We start from the raw sequence: 20,667 nt of genomic DNA on the forward strand, positions 1-20,667 counted from the left end.
TTCCCGGAGGAGCTGGCGTGATAAACACATGAGGTGATAGCGATGCGTATCAGCATCTTTGGTTTGGGTTATGTGGGTGCGGTCTGTGCAGGTTGCCTGACGGCGCGAGGCCATGACGTGATTGGTGTGGACGTGTCCAGCACCAAGATCGACCTGATCAACCAGGGCAAGTCGCCCATCGTCGAACCTGGCCTGGAAGCACTGCTGCAGCAGGGCATCGCCAACGGCCGCCTGCGTGGCACCACCGACTTCGCCGAGGCCATCCGCGCCAGCGACGTGTCGATGATCTGCGTCGGTACCCCAAGCAAGAAAAATGGCGACCTGGGCCTGGAATACATCGAGTCGGTCTGCCGCGAAATCGGCTACGTCCTGCGCGATACCACTCGCCGCCACACCATCGTGGTGCGCAGCACGGTGCTGCCAGGCACGGTCAAGAACGTGGTCATCCCGATTCTCGAAGACTGCTCGGGCAAGAAAGCCGGCGTCGACTTCGGCGTCGCGGTCAACCCCGAGTTCCTGCGTGAAAGCACCGCGATCAAGGACTACGACCACCCACCGATGACTGTCATCGGCGAACTGGACAGCGCCAGCGGCGACGTCCTGCAAAGCCTGTACGAAGAACTCGATGCACCGATCATCCGCAAGCCGATCGAAGTCGCCGAGATGATCAAGTACACCTGCAACGTATGGCACGCCACCAAGGTCACCTTCGCCAACGAAATCGGCAACATCGCCAAGGCGGTCGGCGTCGATGGCCGCGACGTGATGGACGTGGTCTGCCAGGACAAGGTGTTGAACCTGTCGCAGTACTACATGCGCCCTGGCTTCGCCTTCGGCGGCTCGTGCCTGCCCAAGGACGTGCGCGCCCTCACCTACCGTGCTGCCAGCCTCGACGTACGGGCGCCACTGCTCGACTCGCTGATGCGCAGCAACGAATCTCAGGTGCAGAACGCCTTCGAACTGATCGAAGCCCACGACAAGCGCAAGGTCGCCTTGCTGGGCCTGAGCTTCAAGGCCGGTACCGACGACCTGCGTGAAAGCCCGCTGGTGGAGTTGGCCGAGCGCCTGATCGGCAAAGGCTACCAACTGGACATCTACGACGAGAACGTCGAGTACGCCCGGGTTCACGGCGCGAACAAAGAGTACATCGAGTCGAAGATCCCGCACGTCTCGTCGCTGCTCAACGCCAACTTCCAGAAGGTCATCGACAACGCCGACATCATCGTCCTGGGTAACCGTGACGAGCAGTTCCGCGCCCTGGCCGAACAGGCACCGGCTGGCAAGCAAGTGATCGACCTGGTCGGTTTCATGAGCAAGCCAACCTGCACTACCCGCGGTACAGAAGGCATCTGCTGGTAAGCCAGCGGCCCGGCAGCGCAGGCCTCCTGCGCTGCCCTTTTCCCAGAATTCTCGACGGATGCTGAACATGCAAAGGCTACAGACAGTGCTGCTGCAGTGCGCCGGTTGGCTGCTCTACATGAGCCTGCTCATGTTGATCGCCCTGGCCTTGCCGGCCGAAATCTTCGACTCGCAGTCCAAGCACTTCATCTTCCTGGTCGGCGCAGTCGGCATCTGGCGCTACTCCATGGGCGCCACCCATTTCATTCGCGGCATGATCTTCCTTTACGGCGTGTACCCCTACCTGCGCCGCAAGGTGCAGAAGATGGGCAGCGCGGCCGACCCGTCGCACGTGTACCTGATGGTCACCAGCTTTCGCATCGAAGCGTTGACCACTGCCCAGGTGTACAGCTCGGTGATCCGTGAAGCGATCGATTGCGGCTTCCCCACCACCGTGGTCTGTTCGCTGGTGGAAATGTCCGATGAGCTGCTGGTAAAGAGCCTGTGGGCCAAATACAACCCGCCCGCCCACGTGAAGCTGGACATCGTGCGCATCGCCGGGACCGGCAAGCGTGATGGCCTGGCGTACGGTTTTCGCGCCATCTCGCGGATGCTGCCGGATGAGAACGCCGTTGTCGCGGTGATCGACGGCGACACCGTGCTGGCCGAAGGCGTGGTTCGCAAGACCGTACCCTGGTTCAAGCTGTACCCGAACGTCGGTGGCCTGACCACCAACGAGTTCTGCGAAGTGCGCGGTGGCTACATCATGAGCGAGTGGCACAAGCTGCGCTTCGCCCAGCGCCACATCAACATGTGTTCGATGGCCCTGAGCAAGCGCGTGCTGACCATGACCGGGCGCATGTCGATGTTCCGTGCCAGCGTGGTGACCAACCCCGAGTTCATCGCCGACGTCGAAAGCGACTCGCTGATGCACTGGCGCCTGGGCCGCTTCAAGTTCCTCACCGGTGACGACAAGTCCAGCTGGTTCAGCCTGATGCGCCTTGGCTACGACACCTTCTACGTGCCGGACGCCGCCATCAACACGGTCGAGCACCCGCCGGAGAAGAGCTTCCTCAAGGCCAGCCGCAAACTGATGTACCGCTGGTACGGCAACAACCTGCGGCAGAACTCCCGCGCGCTGGGCTTGGGCATGCGCCGCCTCGGGCTGTTCACCAGCATCGTGCTGTTCGACCAGCGCGTGTCGATGTGGACCAGCCTCTTGGGCCTGACCGTGGCCGTGATCGCCAGCCTCAAGTTCGGCCTCGGCTTCCTGCTGGTGTACCTGCTGTGGATCGGCATCACCCGCCTGATCCTCACCATCATGCTGCTGTGCTCGGGGCACAACGTCGGCCCGGCCTATCCGCTGATCCTCTATTACAACCAGATCGTCGGCGCGCTGATGAAGATCTACGTCTTCTTCCGCCTCGACAAGCAGTCCTGGACCCGTCAACCGACTGCCCTGAAACGTGACCTCGCCAGTTTTCAACAATGGTTCAACACCTGGTCCTCGCGGACCATGACCTTCTCGGCTGCCAGCATCTTCGTCGCTGTGCTGTTCATGGTCGTGTGAGCCCAACCCGGATCGGAACTAACAGGAACAAACCACCATGAATACCGCCGTGAACGTCAATGTCGTGCATGAGTCCGAAGCCCAGCGCCAGCACGCCCGGGTGCGCATCCCGGCCAAGCTGCGCTATCTGGATGGCGAACGCCAGACCCATGAGGTAAAGGTCGAAGACCTGTCCGCTGGCGGCTTGAGTTTTTACGCCAAGCAGCCGCTGAAGGTCGGTCAGGTACTGCGCGGGCGCTTGCAGTTCGTGGTCGACAACCTGGGCTTGTCGATGGACATCGAGTTTCAGGTGCGCTCCTGCAACCCGAGCGATGGCCGTACCGGTGCGCAGTTCCAGAACCTCGAACCCCGTGACATCGCCACCCTGCGCCATATCATCACCAGCCACCTTTCGGGTGAACTGATCAGCGTCGGCGACGTGCTCAGCACCCTGCAGCGCGACAATTTCACCAAGGCGCGCAAACAGAAGGACGGCGGCTCTGGCCTGTCCGCTTTCGGCCGCCTCAAGGCAGTGACCGTGACCCTCGGGGTATTTGTCGTCGGTGTAGCCGCTTTCGGCTTCGTCGCCAAATCGCTGTACGGCATGTACTTCGTCAGCCACGCCGAAGCCGGCGTGGTCGCGGTGCCGACCACCAACATCACCATGCCGCGTGACGGCACCGTCAACAGCCTGGTCGAGCCCGGTGGCATGGTGGTCAAGGGCGCGCCGCTGGCAAGCTTCAGCACCAGCATGCTGGACATGCTCAAAGGCCACCTGGACGACTCGCAGCTGGAGCCGGCCAAGGTCGAGGAACTGTTCGGCAAGCAACTCTCCGGCACCCTCACCAGCCCATGCGATTGCGTAGTCGCCCGCCAGCTGGTGGACGATGGCCAGTATGCCGCCAAGGGCCAGCCGATCTTCCAGCTGATCCCGCGTACCAGCAACCCGATGGTCGAGGCACGCTTCAGCTACCGCCAGTTCGACGAAGTCAAGCCAGGTACCCGCGTCAACTTCCAGGTGGCAGGCGAAACCGAAGTGCGCACCGGCCAGATCGTCAGCAGCTCCAGCCTCGACAGCGAAAACCTGGCCTCCGACATCCGCGTGCAGATCAAACCAGACGGCGGCCTGCCTGCCGAGCTGGCCGGGCGCCCGGCATCGGTCAGCAGCGACCGTGGCCCTTCGCTCAACTGGCTGATCGACAAAGCCGTGGCCCGTGGGCTGTAAGAGGATCAAGCGATGATTCCCCACAAGAAAAGCGCAAGCCGGGGCCTCTGCGCCCTGGCCGCGGCGATCGCCTTGGCAGGCTGTGCGGGCCTGCCCGACCAGCGCCTGGCCAACGAAGCCCTCAAGCGCGGTGACACCGCGCTGGCCGAGCGCAACTACAAGGCCCTGGCTGACCTGGGCTACAGCGACGCACAAGTAGGCCTGGCCGACATCAAGGTCGCTACCCGCGACCCCTCGCAGCTCAAGGAAGCTGAGGCCACTTATCGCGCTGCGGCGGCAACCTCGCCACGCGCCCAGGCACGCCTCGGCCGCCTGCTGGTGGCCAAGCCCGACAGCACCCAGGCCGAACGCGAAGAAGCTCAGACCCTGCTCAAGCTCGCCGCCAAGCAGGGCCAAGGCAATACCCTGATCCCGCTGGCGATGCTTTACCTGACCTACCCGCAGAGTTTCCCCAACATCAATGCCCAGCAGCAGATCGACCAGTGGCGCGCTGCCGGCAACCCGGAAGCGGGCCTGGCCCAGGTGCTGCTGTATCGCACCCAGGGCACCTACGACCAGCACCTGGGTGAAGTCGAGAAGATCTGCAAGGCGGCGCTGAACACCAGCGACATCTGCTACGTCGAGCTGGCCACCGTGTACCAGAAACGCGGCCAGGCCGACCAGCAAGCCGCCCTGCTCGGCCAGCTCAAATCCGCTTATGCCCGCGGTGCGGTGCCTGCCACTCGGGTCGACAGCGTTGCCCGTGTACTGGCCGACCGTAGCCTGGGCCAGACCGACGAAAAAACCGCCAAAGCGCTGCTGGAACAGGTCGCCCCGGCCAATCCGGCTTCCTGGGTGAGCCTGGCGCAACTGGTCTACGACTTCCCGGAGCTGGGCGACACCGACCAGCTGATGGCCTACATCGACAAGGGCCGCGAAGCCGAACAGCCGCGTGCCGAACTGCTGCTCGGGCGCCTGTACTACGAAGGAAAGACCCTGCCAGCGGATGCCGAAAAGGCCGAACACCACCTGCAGGCAGCTGCCGAGGCCGGCGAAGTCAGCGCCCACTACTACCTTGGCCAGCTGTATCGCCGTGGCTACCTGGGCAACGTCGAGCCGCAAAAGGCCGTCGACCACCTGCTCAGCGCAGCCCGCGGTGGCCAGAACAGTGCCGACTATGCCCTTGCCCAGCTGTTCAGCGAAGGCCATGGCATTCGCCCACAACCTGGCAACGCCTGGGTATTCGCCCAGCTTTCGCAGGCCAACCCGACGCCGCAGTCCAGCGAACTGCTGCAGCAACTTGACCAGCAACTCACACCCGACCAGCGCAGCCAGGCACAGAGCCTGCTGGCGCAGGAAAAGCAAGCTCGCGGCAGCATGGCCCAAGGTAGCACTAGCACCCTGGCCCTCGAGGCCCTGCAAGAAGACGAAAAAGAAGTAGACGGTGAGGACTCGCTATGACGCTCAATCCCTTCGTGAAAGCCGGCATCGGCCTGAGCTTCGCCCTGCTGTGGTCCTGCCCGACCCTGGCCGACATGACCGCCCAGAAAAACTTCGGCCTGGATGTGAAGATCACCGGCCAGTCGGAAGACGATCGCGATCTGGGCACCCGCTCCGGTGGTGACGTCAACGGCCTGGGCCTTGACCTGCGCCCTTGGGTGTACGGCGAGCGCGGCAACTGGAGTGCCTTCGCCATGGGCCAGGCCGTTGCTGCCACAGACACCATCGAAACCGACACCCTGCGCCAGAACGATGACGGCACCACCACCGACACCGGTGACGACAGCCGCCAACCCGACAAAAGCTACCTGGCCATGCGCGAGTTCTGGGTCGGCTACAGCGGCCTCACGGCTTACCCGGGCGAGCAGCTGCGCCTTGGTCGCCAACGCCTGCGCAGCGACGACGGCATGTGGCGCGACACCAACATTGAAGCGTTGAACTGGACCTTCGACACCACCTTGCTCAAGGCTGACCTGGGTGTGGCCCAACGCTTCAGCGAATACCGCACCGACCTGACCGAGCTGGCCCCGGAAGACGAAGACCGTACGCACGTATACGGTAACGTCGCCACGCAGTGGACTCCCGGCCACTGGGTTGGCCTGCGCGCCCACCACACCCATGACAGCGGCAGCCTGAAAAGCCCGGGCGAAACCATCGACGCACTGGACAAGACCCGCACCGGCGACCTCACCTGGCTGGGCCTGGAAGCCAACAGCGACGCCTACAACTGGCGCAACGACCACACCGTCAACTACTGGGGCAGCCTGACCTGGCTGACCGGTGATCGCGACAAGCTCAACAGCCAGCTGGTCGGTGACGACCAAGTCGTTGTCGGCAAGCAGAGCGGCGACGTCAACGCCTGGGCCACCGACCTGGGCATCCGCCTGCGCCTGGACCCGAACTGGCAAGTTGGCGCGGCCTATGCCCGCGGCAGCGGCGGTGGTGGCGACGACGGTTCGAGCAACTTCGAGCAGACCGGCCTTGAGAGCAACCGCTCCAACTTCACCGGTACCCGTTCGCGCGTGCACCGCTTCGGCGAGGCCTTCCGCGGCGAGCTGGGCAACCTGCAGGCGGCCACCCTGTTCGCCTCCTGGCAACTGCGCGAGGACTACGACGCCAGCTTCATCTACCACAAGTTCTGGCGTGTCGATGGCTCGCAAAACATTGGCTCCAGCGGTATCAACGCCGCGGTTAACGACAACGGCGTGAGCCGCCCGCTGGTCAACGGCGAGAAAGACTTGGGTCAGGAAATGGACGTGGTCGTCACCAAGTACTTCAAGCAGGGCCTGCTGCCTGCTTCGATGAGCCAGGCGATCGACGAGCCGTCCGCTCTGGTGCGCCTGCGTGCCGGTGTGTTCAAGCCCGGCGATGCCTATGGCAAGGAAGCGGACTCTTATATGCACCGCGCCTTCGTCGACGTGATCTGGCGCTTCTAAGGCCGGTAGAGGACCTGCAATGAACCTTCACCCGCACTTACGTCACAGCCTTCTGGCCAGCGCTTTGCTGCTGGCCACAGGCCTGGCCGTCGCCGCAGAACCTGCGGTGATTGCCAAGGAACTGCAGCAGGCCAAGACCTACACCGTGTCCAGCGCACCGACCGAGCCGCTGCACATGGACCCGCCCAAGCTGCCCGATCTGAGCGGTTACACCGCCGCCGCCGTGCAGAAGAAGATCGACCGCAGCCACAAGGGCAAGGTCAGCGTGCGCCGCATGCTGCAGGAAGAATCGCTCAAGGAATTCATCGGCGGCGACAACAAGGCTGCCGAGTGGGTACAACGCCAGCACGGCATCCCCCAGGCGATCTTTGTCGATGACGGCCATGTCGACCTGGTCGAACTGAGCAAGAAGGTGCCCAAGCAGTACCTCAGCGAAGTCGAGCCAGGTGTTTACCTGGCGCGCTTGCCGATCGTGGTCGGGCAGAAGGGCATCCTCGAGATCGACGGCAAGGTCAAGCAACTGCGCCTGTCCCAGGAGGGCGGCGCGTTCCTGGTCAATGACGGCAAACTGTTTGTCAGCGACACCCAGGTCACTGGCTGGCGCGAGAAGGACAACGGCCCGGCGACCTTCCGCTCGCCCAATGAATTCCGCCCGTTTCTGCTGTCGTGGGGCGGCACCGAGACGTACATCGTCAACACCAAGATGGCCAGTTTTGGCTACGCCAAGTCCAAGTCGTACGGTGTGAGCATCTCGCAGTACACCCCGAACATGGCCAAACGCATGGGCCGCCCGGAGCCCACCGGCTGGATCATCGGCTCGGAATTCAGCGACATGTGGTACGGGTTCTACTGCTACGAGACCCAGGACTTCGTGGTCAAGGACAGCACCTACCGCGACAACATCGTCTACGGGATCGACCCGCACGACCGTTCGCACCGCCTGATCATCGCCGGCAACACGGTTTATGGCACCAAGAAAAAGCACGGGATCATCGTCTCGCGTGAGGTCAACGACAGCTGGATCATCAACAACAAGAGCTACGACAACAAGCTCTCGGGTGTGGTGATCGACCGTAACAGCGTCAACAACCTGATCGCCTACAACGAGATCTACCGCAACCACACCGACGGCATCACCTTGTACGAAAGCGGTGACAACCTGATCTGGGGCAACAAGCTGATCAACAACCGTCGCCACGGCATCCGTGTGCGCAACAGCGTAAACATCCGGCTGTACGAAAACGTCGCCGTTGCCAACGGCCTGGTGGGTGTCTACGGGCACATCAAGGATCTGTCCGACACTGACCGTGACATCGCCCTCGACCCGTTCGACACCAAGGTCTCGCTGATCGTGGTCGGCGGTGAGCTGGCGGCCAACGGCTCGGGGCCTCTTTCGATCGACTCGCCGCTGTCGGTGGAGCTGTACAAAGTCTCCATGCTCGCCCCGCGCAAAGCCAACGGCATCAGCCTCAACGGCATCCTGGGTGAGCGCCAGGACGAAATCCTCGACCTGCTGGTGCGCCAGCAGAAGGCCGTGCTGATCGACCCGGTCGAACGCCAGACCGAAATGATCGATTAAGGAAGCCCAGACCATGACCCCACATTTGATGAAACTGCTGGGCCTGTCCGCCGCCCTCCTGGCCATCAGCCAGGGCGTGCGCGCCGACGAGGTCAAGGCGCCGACCTTCACTGCCGAGCCTTGCTGCCAGCTGTGCCCCGAGGCACACGACGCCAGCCGCTACACCACACGCTACCAGCAGAACTTCACCACGCTGGTACAAGCCAAGGGCGACTGGCTGTTCCGTACCCGCGAAGACCTGCGTACCGAGTTCAGCACCACACCTGCAGGCTACAAGCGCCTGCAGCAAGTGCACGACGCGTTCAAGAAGCGTGGCGTGGAACTGGTGGTGGTGTACCAGCCAACCCGAGGCCTGGTGAACCGCAACATGCTCAACCCGGCCGAGAAAGCTGCCTTCGACTACCAGAAGGCCCTGGGCAACTACCAGGCCATGCTCAAGCGATTCGCCAGCATGGGCTACAACGTGCCGGACCTGTCGCCGCTGACCAACGAACAGTTGGCGGCCGCCGAGCAGGGCAAGGACTTCTACTTCCGTGGTGACCAGCACTGGACACCTTACGGTGCTGAGCGTGCAGCCAAGATCGTGGCCGACACCGTCCACAAGATGCCGGCCTTCGAAGGTATCCCGCGCAAGGAATTCGAGACCCACAAGTCCGGGCGCATGGGCAAGACCGGCACCCTGCACAACGTTGCCGGGCAGCTGTGCGGCACCAGCTACGCCGTACAGTACATGGACCAGTTCGCCACCGAACCGAAAGGCGCCAGCGGCGGCGACGATCTGTTCGGTGACAGCGGTAACGCCCAGATCACCTTGGTCGGCACCAGCCACAGCGGCAAGAACTACAACTTCTCGGGCTTCCTCGAGCAGTACATCGGTGCCGACGTGCTCAACGTCGCCTTCCCTGGCGGCGGCCTGGAAGGCTCGATGATCGAGTACCTGGGCAGTGAGGAATTCCAGAACAATCCACCGAAGATCCTCATCTGGGAATTCTCGCCGCTGTATCGCCTGGACCAGGAAACCATCTGGCGGCAGATCCTCGGTCTGCTCGACGATGGCTGTGACGCGCGCCCGGCGCTGATGAGCGCCAGCAGCACCCTCAAGCCCGGCAAGAACGAGCTGATGGTAAACGGCAAGGGCGGCGTGATCAAAGACCTGATCAACCGCAACCTGCAGATGGACATCAAGTTCGAAGACCCTTCGGTGAAGGTGCTGCAAGCCACCCTCTGGTACCTCAATGGGCGCCACGAGGACATCAAGATCGAGAAGCCGGAAACCTCCGACACCAATGGCCGCTTCGTCTTCCAGATGCGTGAAGACGAGGACTGGGCCAGCCAGAACCTGCTGGCCCTGGAAGTCCAGGGGCCAGAAAGCGGCACCCAGAAGGTCGAGGCCAAGCTCTGCAAACGCAACAACTACGCCGTGCCCGCGCAAACCGCGCAGGCCGGCCAGTGAGGCGACCATGACTGCATTCAAGCGAATCTTCAGCCCCGCCCTGCTCGTTCTGGCCCTGTACGGAGGTGCCGCGCATGCCGCGCTGGTACCCCCCCAGGGTTATTACGAGGGGATTGAAAAAATCAAGACCAGCGACGGCAACTTCCGCTGCGAATCGGCGCCCAAACCTTTCACCGGCGCACTGCAATTCCGCAGCAAGTACGAAGGCTCGGACAAGGCTCGGGCGACCCTGAACCGGGACTCGGAACAAGCCTTCCGCGACTCCACCAAAGACATCACAACCCTTGAGCGTGGTGTCGCCAAGATGGTCAACCAGTACATGCGTGACGGCCGTCCGGCGCAGCTGGACTGCACCCTGACCTGGCTGGGTACATGGGCGCGCGCTGATGCGTTGATGTCCACCAACTACAACCACACCGGCAAGTCCATGCGCAAATGGGCGCTGGGCAGCATGAGCGGCTCGTGGCTGCGCCTGAAGTTCTCCAACTCGCAACCATTGGCCGCACACCAGGCCGAGGCCGAGCTCATCGAGAAGTGGTTCGCCCGCCTCGCCGAGCAGACCGTACGCGACTGGAGCAACCTGCCGCTGGAGAAGATCAACAACCACAGCTACTGGGCGGCCTGGTCGGTGATGGCTACCGCCGTGGCCACCGACCGCCGTGACCTGTTCGACTGGGCGGTGAAGGAATACAAGGTCGGCGCCAACCAGATCGACGACCAAGGCTTCCTGCCCAACGAAATCAAACGCAAGCAGCGTGCCCTGGCATATCACAACTACGCCCTGCCACCACTGGCGATGATCGCAAGCTTTGCCAAGGCCAACGGCGTGGACCTGCGCAGCGAAAACAACTTTGCCCTGCAGCGCCTGGGCGAAGGCGTGCTGTACGGCGCCCGCGATCCGCGCCACTTCGCCGAGCGCGCGGGTGAGAAACAGGACATGAAGGACCTCAAGGTCGACGGCAAGTACGCATGGCTCGAGCCTTGGTGCGCGCTGTACCAGTGCGTGGGCGACACGCTTGAGCGCAAACACCGGATGCAGCCGTTCGACAGCTTCCGGCTCGGCGGCAACCTGACCCGGGTCTATGACCCGAGCGCGCAATCCAAGAAATAAGCGTTGCCTGAATGGGGGGCCGCTTTGCGGCCCATCGCGACGCAAGGCCGCTCCTACAAGGACGGCGCTGAATCTGTAGGAGCGGCCTTGCGTCGCGAAACGAGGGCCAAGCCCTCGCCAGCGGTATTGAAGCAACAAAGGTTTCCTCCAGTTTCTCACTGGGGGGTTTGGGGGGCGCTTTGCCCTGGATGCTGTGAACAATTTAGGAGAACCGGGATGGTCTTCTCGTCCAACGTGTTCCTGTTCCTGTTCTTGCCGATATTCCTCGGCCTGTACTACCTGAGCGGGCAACGCTATCGCAACCTGCTGCTGCTGGTCGCCAGCTACATCTTCTACGCCTGGTGGCGGGTGGACTTCCTCGCCCTGTTCGCCGGTGTCACCCTGTGGAACTACTGGATCGGCCTGAAAGTCGGCGCCGCTGGCGTGCGCACCAAGCCTGCACAGCGTTGGCTGCTGCTGGGCGTAGGCGTGGACCTGGCGATCCTCGGCTACTTCAAGTACGCCAACTTCGGCGTCGACAGCCTCAACGCGATCATCAGCTCGTTCGGCCTTGAGCCCTTCATCCTCACCCATGTGCTGCTGCCGATCGGTATCTCGTTCTACATCTTCGAATCGATCAGCTACATCATCGACGTGTACCGCGGCGATACCCCGGCCACCCGCAACCTGATCGACTTCGCGGCGTTCGTGGCGATATTCCCGCACCTGATCGCCGGCCCCGTGCTGCGTTTCAAGGACCTAGTCGACCAGTTCAACAACCGCACCCACACCCTGGACAAGTTCTCCGAAGGCTGCACCCGCTTCATGCAGGGCTTCATCAAGAAAGTGTTCATCGCCGATACCCTGGCGGTGGTCGCCGACCATTGCTTCGCCCTGCAGAACCCTACCACCGGTGACGCCTGGCTGGGCGCTCTGGCCTACACCGCGCAGCTGTACTTCGACTTCTCCGGCTATAGCGACATGGCCATCGGCCTGGGGCTGATGATGGGCTTCCGCTTCATGGAGAACTTCAAGCAGCCTTACATCAGCCAGTCGATAACCGAGTTCTGGCGCCGCTGGCACATCAGCCTGTCGACCTGGCTGCGCGACTACCTGTACATCACCCTGGGCGGCAACCGCAAAGGCACCTTCAACACCTACCGCAACCTGTTCCTGACCATGCTGCTGGGCGGGCTGTGGCACGGCGCCAACTTCACCTACATCATCTGGGGCGCCTGGCACGGCATGTGGCTGGCAATCGAGCGCGCACTGGGCCTGGACACCAACCCGCAGCGCTTCAACCCGGTCAAGTGTGCGTTCACCTTCCTGCTGGTGGTGGTCGGCTGGGTGATCTTCCGCGCCGAAAACCTCGAAGTGGCCGGCCGCATGTACGGCGCCATGTTCAGCTTCGGCGAGTGGCAGCTGTCCGAACTCAACCGCGCCCAGCTCACCGGGCTGCAGGTGGCGACGCTGGTCATCGCCTACATCACCCTGGCGTTCTTCGGCCTGCGTGATTTCTACCGCAATGCCACCCCGCCGGCAGCCATGCGCACTCCGGCACAGGTCAATGCCGACGGCTCGCTGGGCCTGGACTGGACCCGGGTGATGACCCGCGCCCTGATCCTGCTGCTGTTCGTGGCCTCGATCCTCAAGCTTTCGGCGCAGAGCTACTCGCCGTTCCTTTACTTCCAGTTCTGAGGTTGATGACCATGACCCGGACATTACGCATCACCTATTCCCTGTCGTTCATCGGCCTGCTGGTAGGCATGGGCGCCTGGTCCACCGGTGGCCTGCAAAGCTTCCAGCGCACCGAACAGATGACCGTGCTCAACGGCAAGCTGGCCAAGGCCGCCGAGACGCACTACGACGACGAGTTCCCGATCAAGCGCCTGGGCACCAACCTCTGGGCCGCGCTGGATTACAAGCTGTTCAACGAAGGCCGCCCGGGCGTGGTGCTGGGCCGTGACCAGTGGCTGTTCAGCGACGAAGAGTTCAAACCGACTGCCGGTGCCGACCAGCTCATGCAGGAAAACCTGGCGCTGATCCGCGGTGTGCGCGACACCCTGCAACAGCACGGCAGCCAGCTGGTGCTGGCGATCGTGCCGGCGAAGGCGCGGGTCTACTCGGAGTATCTGGGCAAGGAGACGCCAGCCAGCCTGCATGACGACCTGTACAACCAGTTCCATGCCCAGGTCCGTCAGGCCAACGTGTTCGCCCCTGACCTGATGGCCCCGATGGAACAGGCCAAGGCCCGCGGCCAAGTATTCCTGCGTACAGATACCCACTGGACACCGATGGGCGCTGAAGTCGCCGCACAGGCAGTGGCCGAGGCGGTCAACCGCCAGAGCCTGCTCAATGGCGACCCACAGACGTTCATCACCGAGGCTGGCAGCACTGCCCCGTACAAGGGCGACCTGACCAACTTCCTGCCACTGGACCCGCTGTTCAGCAACCTGCTGCCCAACCCGGACACCCTGCAGCAACGCAGCACGCGCCCGGTCGAGGCAGAAGGTGATGCGGGCGATGCCCTGTTCGCCGACAGCCAGATCCCAGTCGCCCTGGTCGGCACCAGCTACAGCGCCAACCCGCACTGGAACTTCCTCGGCGCGCTGCAGCAGGCCCTGCACAGCGATGTCGCCAACTATGCCGAAGACGGCCACGGCCCGCTGCTGCCAATGCTCAAGTACCTGCAAAGCGATGCCTTCAAGAACGCCGCGCCACAGGTTGTGGTGTGGGAATTCCCCGAACGTTATCTGCCAATGAAAAACGACCTCAGCAGCTTCGATCCACAGTGGATCGCGCAACTGAAGAACACCCGCAAATCCGAAGAAAACCTGGCCCTGTCGTCCAACCGGACGGACCACTGATAGATAGAGAGGAACACGCACATGACTACCAAGACTTCCATTGCCAAAGCCCTCACCCTCGCAGCAGGCCTGTCGTTGGCTTCGATGCAGGCATTCGCCGGCGCCGACGCTGCCCTGTATGGCCCCACCGCACCGAAAGGCTCGACCTTCGTGCGCCTGTACAACGCCTCGCCTGCACCGGCTGCCGCCAGCGTCGGCAACACCCAGATCAAACAGGTCGGCGCCCAGGCCAGCAGCGACTTCAGCTTCCTCCCGGGCGGTGACTACACCGCGCAGGTCGCAGGCAAGAGCGTCCCGGTCAAGCTGGCCGCAGACAAGTACTACACCCTGGTCAACAACGGCAGCGGCAACCCGCAGCTGATTGAAGAACCGCCTTTCAAGAACAAGCAGAAAGCCCTGGTACGTGTGCAGAACCTGAGCGACCAGCCGTTGGCCCTGAAGACCGCCGATGGCAAGACCGAGGTGGTTACTCCGGTGGCTGCCAAAGGCCGTGGCGAGCGTGAGATCAACCCGGTCAAGGTGAACCTGGCTCTGTTTGCAGGAGACAAGAAAGTCAGCGACGTCAAACCCGTCGCCCTGGAGCGCGGCGAAGCCGCCGTGCTGTACGTCACCGGCTCCGGCAGCAGCCTGTCGCCGGTCTGGGTCACCCGCCCAGTGTCCACCAACTGATCCTCTGCCTCATTAACGACCTTATTGGAGAAACAACATGATCCCGGTAATTCTTTCTGGTGGTAGCGGTTCGCGTCTGTGGCCTTTGTCGCGCAAGCAGTTCCCCAAGCAGTTCCTCGCCCTGACCGGTGAGCACACGCTGTTCCAGCAAACCCTCGAGCGCCTGGTGTTCGAAGGCATGGATGCACCGATCGTGGTCTGCAACAAGGACCACAAGTTCATCGTCCAGGAACAGCTCGCAGCGCTGAAACTGCAAACCCAGGGCATCCTGATGGAACCCTTCGGCCGCAACACGGCCCCTGCGGTAGCGATGGCCGCCATGAAGCTGGCCAACGAGGGGCGCGATGACTTGATGCTGGTGCTTCCGGCCGACCACGTGATCGACGACCAGAAAGCCCTGCAGCGTGCCCTGGCCCTGGCTACCGTAGCCGCCGAGCGTGGCGAAATGGTGCTGTTCGGCGTACCGGCGACCAGGCCCGAGACAGGCTATGGCTACATCCGCTCCAGCCAGGACGCCCTGCTGCCCGAAGGCGTGGCCCGGGTGGCGCAGTTCGTCGAAAAACCCGACGAAAAGCGCGCCGCCGAATTCGTCCAGTCCGGAGGCTACTTCTGGAACAGCGGCATGTTCCTGTTCCGCGCCAGCCGCTTCCTTGAAGAGCTGAAAAAGCACGACCCTGACATCTATGACACCTGCGTGCTGGCCCTGGAGCGCAGCGACGAAACAGATGATGTGCTGAGCATCGACGAAGCGACCTTCGCCTGCTGCCCGGACAACTCCATCGACTATGCGGTGATGGAAAAGACCCAGCGCGCCTGCGTGGTACCGATGTCGGCTGGCTGGAGCGACGTCGGCTGCTGGTCGTCGCTGTGGGAAGTGCATGACAAGGACGCCAATGGCAACGTCACCAAGGGTGATGTGGTGGTGCAGGACAGCCGCAATTGCATGATCCATGGCAATGGCAAGCTGGTGTCGGTGATCGGCCTGGAAAATATCGTCGTGGTCGAGACCAAGGACGCGATGATGATCGCCCACAAGGACAAGGTCCAGGGCGTCAAGCAGATGGTCAAGACCCTCGACGAGCAAGGCCGTAGCGAAACCCAGAACCATCTCGAAGTGTACCGCCCGTGGGGCTCTTACGATTCGGTGGACATGGGCGGCCGCTTCCAGGTCAAGCACATCACCGTCAAGCCGGGCGCCAGCCTGTCGCTGCAGATGCACCACCACCGGGCCGAGCACTGGATCGTGGTATCGGGCACCGCCGAAGTGACGTGCGATGAAAACGTGTTCCTGCTCACCGAAAACCAGTCGACCTACATCCCGATCGCTTCGGTCCACCGCCTGCGCAACCCGGGCAAGATCCCGCTGGAGATCATCGAAGTGCAGTCCGGCAGTTACCTGGGCGAGGATGATATCGAGCGCTTCGAAGATGTGTATGGGCGCACGTCCACTCCCGTCGAACGGGGCGTATCGGTGAAGACCATCGCGCAGTAAGCGGCAAGCGGCAAGCGGCAAGCGGCAAGCTACAGCGGGTCGACGGTGTACCTACAGATGTGGGGCCACCGCCGACCCGCTTTTCTCTTGCAGCTTGCAGCTTGCAGCTCCAAGATGTCCGAAGACTCGAACGGGACTCGGACCACATGATCATCGGCGCCTTCCTCATCCTCACCTGGCTGGTACTGCTCCTGCGTTACCCGGCCAAGGCCTTGCCGATCTCGCTGGCCGCTGTCTGCGGCCTCGGGCTGGTCGCGCTGTTCGTCGTCTGGCAGGACACACGCGAAGCTTCGCAACTGGCGCGTCTTGACCTGCGCCTGACCTACGCCCCGGATCAATGCCCCGCCGACCGTGCCTTGAAGGTACAGATGAAAAACGGCAACAAGGCTCCGCTGACCGAACTGCGCTGGCGGGTCGGTGCCTATGCCCCGGGCGATACAATCAACCTGGCCGAAAACACCTACAGCGCACCGCGCTATCGTGGGCCGGGTGAACTGCAGCCTGGGGCCGAGTGGACCGACTGCCTGCCACTGCCGCCACTGCGCGCTGGCTACCGGCCGCAGACACTGGAGTTTCGTGCCGAGCATCTACAGGGTACATTCGCCAACTGATACGGTGCCTGATCTGGCCCTATCGCCGGCAAGCCGGCTCCCAAAGGCTCACCGCTGCCCGCAGATTCGGGGTACCTCTGGGAGCTGGCTTGCCGGCGATGGGGCCAGCCCAGCCTATACATAACTTATTCTGAGCACAGGCCTGCCCAATGCCCACCGTCCTGATCACCGGTTGTTCCAGCGGCATCGGCCGCTCCCTGGCCGAAGCCTTTCGCGCTGCCGGCCACGACGTTTGGGCCACCGCCCGTAAAGCCGAAGACGTTGAACACCTGGCCGGCGCCGGTTTCACCGCCCGGCAGCTTGACGTCAACGACCCCGAGGGCCTGAAGCACCTGGCCGAGGAGCTGGAAGCACGCCACGGCCGGCTCGACATCCTGGTCAACAACGCTGGCTACGGTGCCATGGGGCCCCTGCTGGATGGCGGCGTGGACGCCATGCGCCAGCAGTTCGAAACCAATGTGTTCGCCGTGATCGGGGTAACCGGTGCAGTGTTCCCGCTGCTGCGCCGTGCGCGTGGGCTGGTGGTCAACATCGGCAGTGTATCGGGCGTAATGGTCACGCCGTTCGCGGGCGCCTACTGCGCCTCCAAGGCTGCCGTGCATGCACTGAGCGACGCCCTGCGCCTGGAGCTGGCGCCTTTCGGCATTCAGGTGATGGAAGTGCAACCGGGAGCGATCGCCTCACAATTCGCCAGCAATGCGCAGCGCCAGGCCGATCAGGTGGTAGCGGCGCAGTCGCCGTGGTGGCCGCTGCGCGAGCATATCCAGGCGCGAGCCCGCGCCTCGCAAGACCGGCCCACATCCGCGGCGCAATTTGCCCAAGGGCTGCTGGCGGCCACGCGCAAATCACCTGTGCCAGCAGTGGTGCGGCTGGGCAATGGCAGTACGGCGTTGCCGCTACTGGCACGCTGGCTGCCACGGCGGTTACTGGACTGGGTACTGCGCAAACGCTTCGGGCTGCTGCGACCGCTCTGATTCACCGCGCAGGTGGATCACCTGCCCCCACTTGCGCTCGGCCATGCCGCGGGCGTAATGACGCTGCAGGCGCCGGGCAACGTCCTGCGTGCCGTTGTTGACCAGGATATCGGTGTGCGGCACCTGCTGGAGCAAGGCCTGCACACCCTGTTCGGTGCCCAGGTCAGCGGCAACGCCAATGATCCGTGCCTTGGGCAAGCGCTCACGTATCGCTTTCAGCGCAGCGTCGACCAACGCCTGGGTGCGGTCGTTGAGCACGACCTCGGCGCCGGCGGCGGCAAGGTCGATGGCGGTAGACAGGCCCTGCCCTGCCATGGAACCACTGATGAGTGCGCGCTTTCCATTGAGGGAGAGGTGCATGGCTGCCTCCGCTTGATCACACCTTTGTCGTCGGCTGCCCGTCGAACGCCTGCCAGCCACCACCCAAAGCCTTGTACAGCCCGACCAATGCCTGCGATACCGCCGCCGAACTGTCGATCCACTGCTCTTCGCTGGCCAGCAACGCACTCTGCACGGTCAGCACGTTGAGAAAGTCCACTGCGCCTTCCACGTACTGACGCTGGGCGGTTTCCAGGGCGATGCGGTTTTGCCGCACCGCTTCGGCCAAATGATCACGGCGCAGCTGGCTGGCGTTGTACAGCCGCAGCACATCGTCGATCTCGTGCCAGGCACCGAGCACCACCTTGCGGTAGTTGAGCGCCGCCTCCTGCTGCTGCGCCTCGCGCAGCGCCAGGGTACCCTTGAGCCGGCCACCCTCGAAGATCGGCAATGACAGCTGTGGGCCGAAGGCAAAGCGGCGCGAGTCCCAAGCGCCGAAATCCGACAGTTGCATGGCCTGGAAGCCGACGCTGCCGGACAGCCGGATGCTGGGGTAGAAATCCGCCTTGGCCACGCCAATGCTGGCAGTGGCCGCATGCAGCCGTGCCTCGGCCTGGCGGATGTCCGGACGGCGCTCGGCCAGCTCGGATGGCAAGCCGATCGCAAATTGCTGCTGCGGCGCGGGCAACTCCCCGCCCTCAAGCAACTGTGCCTGCAAACTGCGTGGCGGCTCGGCCGCCAGCAGGCTGAGCGCGTTTATCAGGTCGTCGCGCCGGGCCTCCAGGCTCGGCAGACGGGCCTCGATCGAGGCAACCTGGGCACTGGCCTGGGCCACGTCGAGCCGGGTGGCGACACCCTCGGCCTGGCGGTCCTGGGACAGCTTCAGGCTGTGCCGGGCGACCTTCAGGTTGTCGCGCGTGACATCGAGCGTGTGCTGCACGGCACGCAACTGGATGTAGTTGCCTGCGGTTTCCGACAACAGCGCCAAGAGCACGCCGCGCCGGTCATTCTCGGCCACTTCCACCGTGGCGTCGGCAGCCTCCACCTGCCGGCGCACCCGGCCCCAGAGGTCCAGCTCCCAACCGGCGACCAGGTCGCCCTGCCACAGGTTGAACGCCGACTTGCCTGCCTTGCCGGACGGGTCGCTGAGGCCTTCGGCACTATTACGGGCGCGGCTGTAGCCGCCATCCACATCGACCGACGGCGCCTGGTCGGCAGCCACCGTACTGCGCAAGGCGCGGCTTTGCAGCAGCCGCGCACTGGCGATCTGCAGGTCGAGGTTACGCTCGGCCACCTGCTGGATCAGCGCACTCAGGCGCGCATCGTGGAAGGTCTCCCACCAACGCAGTTCAAGCGCTTCTGCCTGCGGCTGGCTGGGTGCAGCTTGGCCCTGCAGCGGTGCCCATTGCTGCGGGGCCTGGCTGGCCGGGCGCTTGAAGTCGGGGCCCAGGGTGCAGCCGGCCATCAGCACGGCTAGCAGCAAGGGGCTCAAGCGTAATGCCGGTTTCATCGTGCACTCACCTCTTTGCCACTGAACGTGTCACCACGGGTGTCGATGGTCGCTTCCACCGACATGCCCACACGCAGGCGCGCAAGCAACGGCTGGCCGTCATCGAAGACGATTTTCACCGGGATGCGCTGCACGACCTTGGTGAAGTTGCCGGTGGCGTTGTCGGGCTTTACTGCGGCGAAGGTCACGCCAGTAGCAGGCGCAATGCTTTGGACATGGCCCTTGAGGGTTTCACCGGAAAAGGTATCGACGCTGATACTGACCGGCTGCCCCGGCTGCACATGGGTCAGCTGGGTTTCCTGAAAATTGCCGACCACATAGGCATGCTGCAGGGGCACCACCGACAGCAGCCGCGCGCCCGGGTTGACGAAGGCGCCAACGCGCAGGGCACGCTCACCGACCATGCCATCCACCGGGGCGGTAATGCGCGTGTAGGACAGGTCCAGCTGAGCTTTTTCAACGCCCGCTTCGGCACGCTTCAACTGCCCATCGGCACTGGCGACCTGAGCGCTGAGGATGTCCACCTGCTTGCGCGCGGCAACTAAAGCAGCCTGGGTATTGGCCAGCCGCGCGCGGGCCTGGTCGACCCGGCTACGCGCCTGTTGGGCATTCTGCACGGTGCCGGCGCCCTGCTGGGCGAGACGGCTGTAGCGTTTGACCTCGTGGTCGGCGAACGATGCTTCGGCCTGCGCCGCCTTCACCGCCGCCTCAGCCTGGGCAATCAATGCCGCCTGGCGTTCCAGGGTGGCACGGGCATCGGCGCTTTGCGCCTTGGCCACCAGCAACTGGGCCTGCGCGGCATCCAGGGCGGCCTGGTAGTCCCGCGCATCGATGGTCGCCAGCAACTGGCCGGCCTGCACCTGCTGGTTGTCTTCGACCAGCACTTGCTTGACGAAGCCGGCCACCTTGGGCGCCACTACGGTGTAATCGGCGATCACGTAGGCGTCGTTGGTGCTTTGCCGGTGGTCACTGCCGAGCAGCCAGGGGCCGACGATACCCGCCAGCACGGCCACGGCGAGTACCGAGCCGATCACGATTGTCTTGCGCTTGTTGGTCATTTTCAGCGGTCTCGAATTC

General features: G+C 63.4%; 17 protein-coding genes. 14 read left to right on the forward strand and 3 right to left on the reverse strand.

Features of this window, described 5'->3' with window-relative positions; translation table 11 throughout:
* The first annotated feature begins 42 nt into the window (after positions 1-42).
* From ACW4TB_RS17450 to ACW4TB_RS17515, 14 genes are all read left to right on the forward strand, one after another.
* Complete coding sequence (locus ACW4TB_RS17450) at positions 43-1,359, forward strand: nucleotide sugar dehydrogenase (RefSeq protein WP_012312817.1); 1,317 nt, start codon at positions 43-45, stop codon at positions 1,357-1,359.
* Between the two features lie 67 nt (positions 1,360-1,426).
* Complete coding sequence (gene alg8, locus ACW4TB_RS17455; protein WP_174142263.1) at positions 1,427-2,908, forward strand: mannuronan synthase; 1,482 nt, start codon at positions 1,427-1,429, stop codon at positions 2,906-2,908.
* Between the two features lie 37 nt (positions 2,909-2,945).
* Positions 2,946-4,112, forward strand: coding sequence for a PilZ domain-containing protein (locus ACW4TB_RS17460; protein WP_254467172.1), 1,167 nt, complete (start codon positions 2,946-2,948; stop codon positions 4,110-4,112).
* A 12-nt stretch (positions 4,113-4,124) separates the two neighbouring features.
* Positions 4,125-5,552: an alginate biosynthesis TPR repeat lipoprotein AlgK gene (gene algK / locus ACW4TB_RS17465; RefSeq protein ID WP_279931815.1), complete on the forward strand. Its 1,428-nt coding sequence runs from the start codon at positions 4,125-4,127 to the stop codon at positions 5,550-5,552.
* Positions 5,549-7,027 carry an alginate export family protein gene (locus ACW4TB_RS17470; protein WP_046784816.1) on the forward strand — a complete coding sequence of 493 codons (1,479 nt, stop codon included), beginning with the start codon at positions 5,549-5,551 and terminating at the stop codon, positions 7,025-7,027. Before algK ends, ACW4TB_RS17470 begins: the two co-directional genes overlap by 4 nt.
* Positions 7,028-7,046: 19 nt before the next feature.
* On the forward strand, positions 7,047-8,606 hold the full coding sequence (gene algG, locus ACW4TB_RS17475; protein WP_254467170.1) for a mannuronan 5-epimerase AlgG: 1,560 nt from the start codon (positions 7,047-7,049) through the stop codon (positions 8,604-8,606).
* A 13-nt stretch (positions 8,607-8,619) separates the two neighbouring features.
* On the forward strand, positions 8,620-10,059 hold the full coding sequence (locus ACW4TB_RS17480; RefSeq protein ID WP_012312811.1) for an alginate O-acetyltransferase: 1,440 nt from the start codon (positions 8,620-8,622) through the stop codon (positions 10,057-10,059).
* A gap of 7 nt (positions 10,060-10,066) precedes the next feature.
* Positions 10,067-11,170 (forward strand): mannuronate-specific alginate lyase, encoded by a 1,104-nt coding sequence (locus tag ACW4TB_RS17485; protein ID WP_012312810.1) that lies wholly within the window; start codon positions 10,067-10,069, stop codon positions 11,168-11,170.
* Positions 11,171-11,386: 216 nt separating this feature from the next.
* Positions 11,387-12,847, forward strand: a complete 1,461-nt coding sequence (locus tag ACW4TB_RS17490; RefSeq protein ID WP_279931824.1) for an MBOAT family O-acyltransferase — start codon at positions 11,387-11,389, stop codon at positions 12,845-12,847.
* Between the two features lie 11 nt (positions 12,848-12,858).
* Positions 12,859-14,016: an alginate O-acetyltransferase gene (locus tag ACW4TB_RS17495; RefSeq protein WP_012312808.1), complete on the forward strand. Its 1,158-nt coding sequence runs from the start codon at positions 12,859-12,861 to the stop codon at positions 14,014-14,016.
* Positions 14,017-14,037: 21 nt separating this feature from the next.
* Positions 14,038-14,685: an alginate O-acetyltransferase AlgF gene (locus ACW4TB_RS17500; RefSeq protein WP_012312807.1), complete on the forward strand. Its 648-nt coding sequence runs from the start codon at positions 14,038-14,040 to the stop codon at positions 14,683-14,685.
* 37 nt (positions 14,686-14,722) lie between these two features.
* Positions 14,723-16,177 (forward strand): mannose-1-phosphate guanylyltransferase/mannose-6-phosphate isomerase, encoded by a 1,455-nt coding sequence (locus ACW4TB_RS17505; RefSeq protein ID WP_012312806.1) that lies wholly within the window; start codon positions 14,723-14,725, stop codon positions 16,175-16,177.
* 146 nt (positions 16,178-16,323) lie between these two features.
* Positions 16,324-16,788, forward strand: a complete 465-nt coding sequence (locus ACW4TB_RS17510; RefSeq protein ID WP_012312805.1) for a hypothetical protein — start codon at positions 16,324-16,326, stop codon at positions 16,786-16,788.
* Positions 16,789-16,937: 149 nt separating this feature from the next.
* Positions 16,938-17,762, forward strand: coding sequence for an SDR family oxidoreductase (locus ACW4TB_RS17515; protein WP_279931830.1), 825 nt, complete (start codon positions 16,938-16,940; stop codon positions 17,760-17,762).
* On the opposite strand, the gene ACW4TB_RS17520 is transcribed toward ACW4TB_RS17515, so the two are convergent.
* From ACW4TB_RS17520 to ACW4TB_RS17530, 3 genes are read right to left on the reverse strand one after another with little or no spacing between them, the layout of a single operon-like run.
* Entirely contained in the window at positions 17,712-18,122 is a 411-nt protein-coding gene (locus ACW4TB_RS17520) for an SDR family NAD(P)-dependent oxidoreductase (RefSeq protein ID WP_012312803.1), read from the reverse strand. The genes ACW4TB_RS17515 and ACW4TB_RS17520 overlap by 51 nt on opposite strands.
* 16 nt (positions 18,123-18,138) lie before the next feature.
* Positions 18,139-19,590 (reverse strand): efflux transporter outer membrane subunit, encoded by a 1,452-nt coding sequence (locus ACW4TB_RS17525; RefSeq protein ID WP_012312802.1) that lies wholly within the window; start codon positions 19,588-19,590, stop codon positions 18,139-18,141.
* Positions 19,587-20,648, reverse strand: a complete 1,062-nt coding sequence (locus ACW4TB_RS17530) for an HlyD family secretion protein (protein WP_279931833.1) — start codon at positions 20,646-20,648, stop codon at positions 19,587-19,589. The genes ACW4TB_RS17525 and ACW4TB_RS17530 overlap by 4 nt, the downstream gene beginning before the upstream one ends.
* Positions 20,649-20,667: the final 19 nt, after the last annotated feature.

Source organism: Lelliottia jeotgali (assembly GCF_977070485.1).

What these genes read in the sequence shown, in the direction of transcription:
- ACW4TB_RS17450 (WP_012312817.1), top strand. Translation starts at nt 43, where the DNA reads ATGCGTATCAGCATCTTTGGTTTGGGTTATGTGGGTGCGGTCTGTGCA.
- alg8 (WP_174142263.1), top strand. Translation starts at nt 1,427, where the DNA reads ATGCAAAGGCTACAGACAGTGCTGCTGCAGTGCGCCGGTTGGCTGCTC.
- ACW4TB_RS17460 (WP_254467172.1), top strand. Translation starts at nt 2,946, where the DNA reads ATGAATACCGCCGTGAACGTCAATGTCGTGCATGAGTCCGAAGCCCAG.
- algK (WP_279931815.1), top strand. Translation starts at nt 4,125, where the DNA reads ATGATTCCCCACAAGAAAAGCGCAAGCCGGGGCCTCTGCGCCCTGGCC.
- ACW4TB_RS17470 (WP_046784816.1), top strand. Translation starts at nt 5,549, where the DNA reads ATGACGCTCAATCCCTTCGTGAAAGCCGGCATCGGCCTGAGCTTCGCC.
- algG (WP_254467170.1), top strand. Translation starts at nt 7,047, where the DNA reads ATGAACCTTCACCCGCACTTACGTCACAGCCTTCTGGCCAGCGCTTTG.
- ACW4TB_RS17480 (WP_012312811.1), top strand. Translation starts at nt 8,620, where the DNA reads ATGACCCCACATTTGATGAAACTGCTGGGCCTGTCCGCCGCCCTCCTG.
- ACW4TB_RS17485 (WP_012312810.1), top strand. Translation starts at nt 10,067, where the DNA reads ATGACTGCATTCAAGCGAATCTTCAGCCCCGCCCTGCTCGTTCTGGCC.
- ACW4TB_RS17490 (WP_279931824.1), top strand. Translation starts at nt 11,387, where the DNA reads ATGGTCTTCTCGTCCAACGTGTTCCTGTTCCTGTTCTTGCCGATATTC.
- ACW4TB_RS17495 (WP_012312808.1), top strand. Translation starts at nt 12,859, where the DNA reads ATGACCCGGACATTACGCATCACCTATTCCCTGTCGTTCATCGGCCTG.
- ACW4TB_RS17500 (WP_012312807.1), top strand. Translation starts at nt 14,038, where the DNA reads ATGACTACCAAGACTTCCATTGCCAAAGCCCTCACCCTCGCAGCAGGC.
- ACW4TB_RS17505 (WP_012312806.1), top strand. Translation starts at nt 14,723, where the DNA reads ATGATCCCGGTAATTCTTTCTGGTGGTAGCGGTTCGCGTCTGTGGCCT.
- ACW4TB_RS17510 (WP_012312805.1), top strand. Translation starts at nt 16,324, where the DNA reads ATGATCATCGGCGCCTTCCTCATCCTCACCTGGCTGGTACTGCTCCTG.
- ACW4TB_RS17515 (WP_279931830.1), top strand. Translation starts at nt 16,938, where the DNA reads ATGCCCACCGTCCTGATCACCGGTTGTTCCAGCGGCATCGGCCGCTCC.
- ACW4TB_RS17520 (WP_012312803.1), bottom strand. Translation starts at nt 18,122, where the DNA reads ATGCACCTCTCCCTCAATGGAAAGCGCGCACTCATCAGTGGTTCCATG.
- ACW4TB_RS17525 (WP_012312802.1), bottom strand. Translation starts at nt 19,590, where the DNA reads ATGAAACCGGCATTACGCTTGAGCCCCTTGCTGCTAGCCGTGCTGATG.
- ACW4TB_RS17530 (WP_279931833.1), bottom strand. Translation starts at nt 20,648, where the DNA reads ATGACCAACAAGCGCAAGACAATCGTGATCGGCTCGGTACTCGCCGTG.